The 7,932-nt window shown below is 74.7% G+C and carries 2 protein-coding genes; both read left to right on the top strand.

Translation table 11 applies throughout. The features are described from left to right. Positions 1–304: 304 nt before the first annotated feature. A complete protein-coding gene (locus HCJ92_RS20110) occupies positions 305–7,582 on the top strand; it encodes a non-ribosomal peptide synthetase (RefSeq protein WP_167935024.1) in 7,278 nt (2,425 codons plus the stop codon). 89 nt (positions 7,583–7,671) lie between these two features. Next, positions 7,672–7,878: an MbtH family NRPS accessory protein gene (locus HCJ92_RS20105; protein WP_167935023.1), complete on the top strand. Its 207-nt coding sequence runs from the start codon at positions 7,672–7,674 to the stop codon at positions 7,876–7,878. Positions 7,879–7,932: the final 54 nt, after the last annotated feature.

The following is a 7,932-nucleotide window of genomic DNA, read 5'->3' as shown; positions in this document are numbered from 1 at the left end:
CCGCCGGTGCGGCACCGTCGTGACGACGGTGCCGTACCGGCGGCGCCGTCGTTCCGGCCCGCGCCGGTCCGCATCCCGGCGGTGGCCCTGCCGTCGCGGATGCCGGTGAAGCTGCCGGTCGCTCTGCCCGCCGACCGGGGTGCCGCTCCCTAGCGTTGTCGTCAGGGCCGCCGAACCACCCCCGCACCCCCGCACCCCCGCACAGACGCATCCCCGCATCCCCGCATCCCCGCATCCCCGCACCGACGGTGCTGCCGCCCGGCGCCGGAACCGCCATCGCCCCTGTCCGTCTGGAGGACGTGATATGACCGCAACCGGCCAGCCGGTGACCGAGCCCGCCCCGGAGAGAGCCGTCGGCGGCCCCGTGCCGTCCGCCGTGGTGGACGGCGGCCCGCCGCCCGTCGCCGCTCCCGTCCTGGAGCAGATCGCGGCGCGGACCCTCGCTGACCCGTCGCACCCGGCGGTGGAGCACGGCGCGACCTCGCTGAGCTACGGCGAGTTGGCGCTGGCCGTGGCGCTGCGCGCCGATGAGCTGGCGGCGGCGGGCGCGGCGCCCGGCCGGCTGGTCGCCGTCAGCCGCGGCCGGTCCGTCGAGACGGTGGTGACCCTGCTGGCCGTGCTGCGCTGCGGTGCCGCCTACCTCCCGCTGGACCCGGACGCGCCGGAGGCCCGCACCACCGCCATCCTGACCGACGTCTGCGGCGAGGCCGCCCCCTCGGCCTCCGACGTCGCCGCGGCCGGTTCGCTGGTGCTCCCCGGGCAGGGCGTGACCGCCGGAGCCGCCTACGTCGTCTACACCTCCGGCTCCACCAGCACCCCCAACGGTGTCGTCGTCGGCGAGGCGGCCCTCGCCCGGTTCGCGGCGGGCGCCGCCGACCGCTACGGGATCACCGCGCGGGACCGGGTCCTCCAGTTCGCGCCGCTCCACTTCGACGCGAGCGTCGAGGAGATCTTCGTGACCCTCACCGCCGGCGCCACGCTGGTGCTGCGCGAGGACGAGCAGCTGGACGTGCCGGATCTGCTGGCGGGCTGCGCCGAACGCGGCGTCACCGTGCTGGACCTCCCGACCGCCTACTGGCACGAGTTGGTGTTCTCCCTCGCCGGGGGCGACATCCGGCTGCCCGCCGCGATCCGGACGGTGATCATCGGCGGTGAGGCGGCCCTCCCCGAGCGTGTCGCCCAGTGGCGCGCCGCCGTCGGCGCGGAGGTGCGGCTGTTCAACACCTACGGCCCGACCGAGGCGACCGTCGTCGCCACCGTCGCCGAGCTCGGCGGACACCGGGGCGGGCCGGTCCCGATCGGGCGACCGCTGCCCGGGGTCCGCGCCGCCGTCGTGGACGGGGAGTTGTGGCTGCTGGGCACCGGGCTCGCCGAGGGCTACCTGGGACGCGACGAACTGACCACCGCACGGTTCACCTCCCTGGACGGTGAACGCGCCTACCGGACCGGCGACCGCGTCCTGCTGCGCGAGGACGGCCTGCTGGGCTACCTCGGCCGCCTCGACGGCGAGTTGAAGATCAACGGCCACCGCGTCGACCCGGGTTCGGTCGAGTCGGTGCTCTGCGGGCACCCGGCCGTGCGGGAGGCGGCGGTGGTGCCGCAGCAGACCGCGGGCGGCGCGACGCGGCTGGTGGCGTTCGTGGTGACCGCGGAGACCGTCCCGGCCGTCACGGAGGAGGAGTTGCACGCGCGGGTGGCGGCCGAGCTGCCCCGTGCGGCCGTCCCGGGCCTCACCGCGTTCGTCGGCGAGCTCCCCCACACCTCGTCGGGCAAGATCGACCGCCGCCGGCTGGCGCAGCTCCCGCCGCGCAGCCGCCCCGCTGCCGCCGCCGCGACGGCGCGACGCGACACCGAAGGGCTGGTCCGGTTCGAGGAGGAGGCCCTGCCCGCGGAGGACCGGGTGCCGCTGTCGTTCGCACAGCGACGGCTGTGGTTCATGAACCGGTTGGAGGGGCCGTCGCCCGCCTACAACGTGCCGGTGGTGCTCGCCTTCGACGGGATACCGGACGCCGCGGCGCTGGAGGAGGCGCTGCTCGACGTGGTGGAGCGGCACGAGGCGCTGCGCACCGTCTTCCCCGCGCCCGAGGGCGAGCCGTACCAGCACGTGGCGGCCACACCGGCCGGCCTGCTCACCGTGCGGGAGTGCGCCGCCGGCGAGCGGGACGAGCTGGTCGAGGCGTTCACCGGGCTCGGCTTCGACCTGGCCGCCGAACTCCCGATCCGAGCGCGACTGTTCGTCCCCGGCTCCGGCGGCGCCACCCTGGTGCTGCTGATGCACCACGTCGCCACCGACGGCTGGTCGCTGCCGCCGCTGATGCGGGACCTCGACACCGCCTACCGGGCCCGGAGCGACGGTGGCGCCCCGCAGTGGGAGCCGCTGCCCGTGCAGTACGCGGACTTCGCGCTCTGGCAGCAGGAGACCCTGGGCGATCCGGAGCGGCCCGACTCACTCGCAGGCCGCGAGATCGCGTTCTGGCGCACGGAACTCGACGGGCTCCCCCCGGTGCTCGAACTCCCGCTGGACCGTCCGCGCCCGCTGGAGCCGACGCACGCCGGCGCGACCCTCGACGCCGTTCTGGACGCCGAGGCCCACGAGCGGCTGCTGGCCCTCTGCGCCGACCACGGGGCGTCGCTGCTGATGGGTGTCCAGGCGGGGTTCGCCGCCGCTCTGCACCTGGCGGGCAGCGGGCCGCTCGTCCCCGTCGGCACGCCGGTCGCCGGGCGGGCGGACGAGGCGCTGCACGATCTCGTCGGCTTCTTCGTCAACACGCTGACGCTGCGCACCGACGTCTCGGGCGACCCGGACCTCACGACGCTGGTGGAGCGGGTCCGCGACGGGAACCTCGGCGCCTACGCCCACAGCGAGCTGCCGTTCGACCTGCTGGTCGAGCACCTCAGCCCCGTGCGCTCGCTGTCCTGCCATCCCTTCTTCCAGGTGACGGTGGCGGTCCAGCGCGACACCGGCGCCACCCTCCCGCTGGGCGGGCTCGACGCGACGCTGGAGCCCGCGGGTCTGGACTCGGCCCAGTTCGACCTCGCGCTGGTGGCGGTCGACCTCCGGGACGATGCCGAGCACCCCGTCGGGCTCCACCTGTGGCTCCAGTACAGCGCGGACCTCTTCGAACCGGGGACGGTGCGGCTGCTGCTCGACCTCTGCCTGCGGGTGCTGCGCGCCGCCGGTGAGCGCCCTCGGGAACCGCTCTCGGCGCTGGCGCTGCTCACCGAGGACGAGCGCTCCGGGCTGGCCGCGCGCCGGGCCGCGCTCGCCGCCGCAACCCCCGCCCACCCCGACACCGCGCCACCGGCCGCCGGTGACAGCCCGCACCTGGCCACCCTTACCGCGCTGTTCGCCTCGGTCCTGGGCCGGGAGCAGGTCGGCCCCGACGACAACTTCTTCCGCACCGGCGGCCACTCGCTGATGGGAATGCGGCTGGTCAACCGCGCGCGGGCCGCGCTCTCGACCGAGATCGGCATCCGCGACCTCTTCCTCGCACCGACGCCGGCCTCGCTGGCGCGCCGCGTCGACGAACGGCAGCGGGAGGAGCGCCGGGCGGCGCTGGTCCCCGTGGAGCGCCCCGAGCGGGTGCCGCTCTCCTACGCGCAGCAGCGGCTGTGGGTGGTCAACGAGCTGGAGGGGGCTTCCGCCTCGTACAACATCCCGCTGGTGCTGTGCCCGGGGCGCCCGCTGGACGCGGAGCTGCTCGGCGAGGCGCTGACCGACCTGGTGGCGCGCCACGAGGTGCTGCGCACCGTCTACGCCGAGGTCGACAGCGAGCCGCACCAGCGGATCCTGCCGGAGGCCCGACCGCAGCTGCGGCTGGTCCGCACGGGCGGGGCCAACCTCACGGCGGCGGTCGAAGCGGCCTGCGGGCACGTCTTCGACCTCTCGTCGGAGATCCCGCTGCGCGCCACGCTGGTGACGGTCGCCGACGGTGCGGGAGGCGCGGACGCCGACGGTTCCACGGCGCCCGGCGGGCAGACGCTGGTCCTGCTCCTGCACCACATCGCCGCCGACGGGTGGTCGACCGGTCCGCTGCTGCGGGACCTGGAGGAGGCGTACCTCGCCCGCGCGCGAGGGCGGGAGCCGGAGTGGGAGCCGCTTCCCGTCCAGTACGCGGACTACGCGATGTGGGAGCGCGACACGCTCGGCGACGCTTCGGACCCGAGCAGCGTCCTCGCACGGCAGCTCGGTTACTGGGAGCGTCAGTTGGCGGACGCCCCGCCGGTGCTGGAGCTGCCCGCCGGCCGGCCACGCCCGGCTGAGGCGCACCGGCGGGGCGCGGTGGCGCCGTTCGCCGTGGACGCGGCCACGCACCGCGCGCTGGCCGCGCTCGGTGCGGAGCGCGGCGCGACGATGCTGATGGTGGTGCAGGCGGCGTTCGCCGCGACGCTCACCCGCCACGGCGCCGGCACGGACGTGCCGGTGGGCACCGTGGTCGCCGGGCGGGACGACGACGCGCTGGAGGGACTGGTCGGCTTCTTCGTCAACACCCTCGCGCTGCGTACCGACACCTCCGGCAACCCGCCGTTCGCGGAGCTGGTGGACCGGGTGCGCGCCACCGACCTGGCGGCCTTCGCCCACCAGGACGTGCCGTTCGACCGCGTGGTGGAGCACCTCAACCCGCGCCGGTCGGCGGCGCACCACCCGCTGGTGCAGGTGCTGGTGCAGGTCACCCCGGCGGACGGCACCGCCACCGCGTCGATGTTCTCGGGGTCGGGGCTGGCGCTGCGCACCGCCCACACCAAGTTCGACCTGACGCTCTCGGTCCGCGAGACCGCCGACGGCGAGGGGCCCGCCGGTCTGGACGGGGTGCTGGAGTACGCGAGCGACCTCTACGACCCGGCTGTGGCACGGCAGTTGGCGGAGCACATGGCGCGCACGCTGCGTGCGGTGGCCGCCGACCCGACGCTACGCGTCGGCGACGTGCCGCTGCTGTCGGCGGTCGAGGCGCGACGCGTCGTCGACGAGTACAACGCGACCGGGCGGCCGGTCGCGGTGGCGCCGGTGCACGAGCTGTTCGCCGCCCACGCCCGCCGGACGCCGCACCGCACGGCTGTGGTGCTGGGCGAGCGGCGGCTGACCTTCGGGGAGCTGGACGCCGCGGCCAACGCGTTGGCGCACCGGCTGATCGCCGCCGGGGTGGGTCGGGAGGAGGCCGTCGGGGTCCTGATGGACCGGACCCCCGAGCTGCTGGTGGCGGCGCTCGGTGTGCTGAAGGCCGGCGGCACCTACCTGCCGCTGGACCCGAAACTGCCGGGCAGCCGGGTGCGGATGATGATGGAGGACACCGGTGCCGGCGTCATCGTCACCTCCCGGGCCCAGCTCGACAGCCCGCTCGCGGTCCGCGAGGCGCACGGCGGGACCCGGCTGATCGTCCTCGACGACGCCACGGCGGACGGGGAGTCCCCCGCCGGCGACCCGGGCGTGAGGGTGGGGGTCGACGGGGCGATGTACCTGATGTTCACCTCGGGCTCCACCGGACGCCCCAAGGGGGTGGCGGTGACCCACCGCAACGTGGCGGACCTGGTCGCCGACAGCTGCTGGGAGTTGGCGCACCACGAGCGGATGCTGGTCCACTCCGCGATCGGGTTCGACGCCTCGACCTACGAGCTGTGGGTCCCGCTGCTCAACGGCTGCGAGCTGGTGATCGCGCCGGGCGACGGCGCCGACGTCGCGGAACTCGACCGCACCATCCGCGAACACGACGTGACCGCGGCCTACTTCACCATGGGGCTGTTCAACATCATGGCGGACGAGGGGCTGCCGACGCTGCGGCTGCTGCGCGAGGTGTGGACCGGGGGCGACACCGCCTCCCCCGCCGCGCTCCAGCGAGTCCTGGACCACTGCCCGGACACGGTCCTGGTCCACTCCTACGGCCCGACCGAGGCGACGTTCGCCTCCCACCACCAGCGGCTCGACACCGGTGTGCGGCGACTGCCCGGGGTGTTCCTCGGCAGACCGCTGGACAACACCCGCGTCCGCGTCCTGGACGACGCGCTGCGGCCGGTCCCGATCGGGGTGCCCGGGGAGATGTACATCGCCGGCGAACAGGTGGCACGCGGCTACGTGGGGCGCCCCGGGCTGACCGCCGAACGGTTCGTCGCCGACCCGTTCGCCGCCGACGGCGGCCGGATGTACCGCACCGGCGACCTGGTCCTGTGGACGCCCGAGGGCGAACTGCGGTTCCTGGGACGGTCGGACGGCCAGGTCAAGCTGCGCGGCTTCCGCATCGAGCCCGGCGAGGTCGAGGCGGCGCTCGCCCGGCACCCGGAGGTCGGCACCGTCGCGGTCGTCGTCCGCGAGGACCGGCCCGGCGAGAAGCGGCTGGTGGCGTACGCCGTGCCGCGGTCGGGCGGCGCCGGGGTGAGCGCTCCGGAGCTGAAGGAGGCCGCAGCCGCCGCGCTCCCGGAGCACATGGTGCCCTCGGCGGTGATGGTGCTGGAGGCGATACCGCTCACCGTCAACGGCAAGCCGGACCGGCGGGCGCTGCCCGCGCCGGCGGTCCGGGCCGACCGGTCCGGCCGGGTTGCGCGCAACCCCCGCGAGGAGGTGCTCTGCGGACTCTTCGGCGAGATCCTGGGCGTCCCCGACGTCGGCATCGACGACAACTTCTTCGACCTCGGCGGCCACTCGCTGCTCGGGGTGCGGCTGGTGACGCGGATGCGCTCGGTCCTGGGGGTGGAGCGCGGGGTGCGCGACCTGTTCCGCTCTCCGACCGTCGCCGGCCTGCTGGACGACGACGGCGCCGTGGAGGGCGGCTCGATGGCCGTCATGCTGCCGCTGCGACCGCAGGGCACCAGGCGCCCGCTGTTCTGCGTCCACCCCGGCACGGGGATGGGCTGGCCGTACTCGGGGCTCGCCCGCCACCTCGGCAGCGACCAGCCGTTGTACGCCGTGCAGTCGCGGGCGCTGAGCGAGCCGGGGTTCACCGCGGACAGCGTGCGGGAGATGGCCGCCGACTACCTGGAGCGCATCCGCCGGGTGCAGCCCCGCGGCCCGTACCGGCTGATGGGCTGGTCCTTCGGCGGCACCGTGGCGCACGCGATGACGGCGCTGCTGGAGAGCCAGGGCGAGACGGTCGAACTGCTGGCGCTGATGGACTGCTACCCGCGGTCCGGGGAGAAGGGCCGCCGCAAGCTCTCCGAGAAGGACATGCTCGACCTGCTGGTCGAGGAGCCCCACTCGGACCTGGGCGGCCGGTCCGACCCCCAGGCCGTCGGGGACCTGATGCGGCGCCGCGACCCCGTCTTCGCCGGCTTCACCGACGACGAGCTGCTGGCGGTGATCAACGCATCCGTGAATCACGCCGAGATCATGTGGGACTACGACCCGCCCCGGACCGACGCCGAGATCACCTTCCTCATGGCAACCCGCCTCCACAGCATTCAGTACCAGCCGGAGAACTGGTCCGAATTCGTCGACGGAAACATCGACGTGCATTACATAGACACGTCGCATCTGCGAATGGCAGATCCGGAACCCATGGCACAGATAGGCCGAGTCATCGCCGAGAAGTTCCGCCGCATCCAGGCGGCGGAACAGGCCGGCACCCCCGCCGCCGCAGCGACCGGCACTGCCTGAGCCACCACAGGCGGGCATGCCGCCGAGCCACCGCACCGAACGGCCCCACCACCACCGCCCACCGCACATCACCGACAGGAGACCCCGCCGTGACCAACCCCTTCGACGACAACGACGGCACCTTCCACGTGGTAGTCAACCACGAGGAGCAGCACGCGATCTGGCCCACCTTCGCCGACGTTCCGGCAGGCTGGCGCATCGCCCGGGAGTCCGGGAGCCGCGCGGAGTCGCTGGCCTGGATCGAGGAGCACTGGACCGACATCCGCCCCGCCGGACTGCGCGCCCAGTACGCCTGACCGACCGCTCCCACCCGACCACGGGGCCCGGTACGCGACCGTCGCGTACCGGGC

The organism is Streptomyces spiramenti, assembly GCF_012034385.1.
In the GTDB taxonomy this organism is placed as follows: domain Bacteria; phylum Actinomycetota; class Actinomycetes; order Streptomycetales; family Streptomycetaceae; genus Streptomyces; species Streptomyces spiramenti.
This window is presented reverse-complemented; position numbering and strand designations above follow the sequence as displayed.

Coding starts and splice junctions, on each gene's coding strand:
- HCJ92_RS20110 (WP_167935024.1), top strand. CDS start 305: ATGACCGCAACCGGCCAGCCGGTGACCGAGCCCGCCCCGGAGAGAGCC.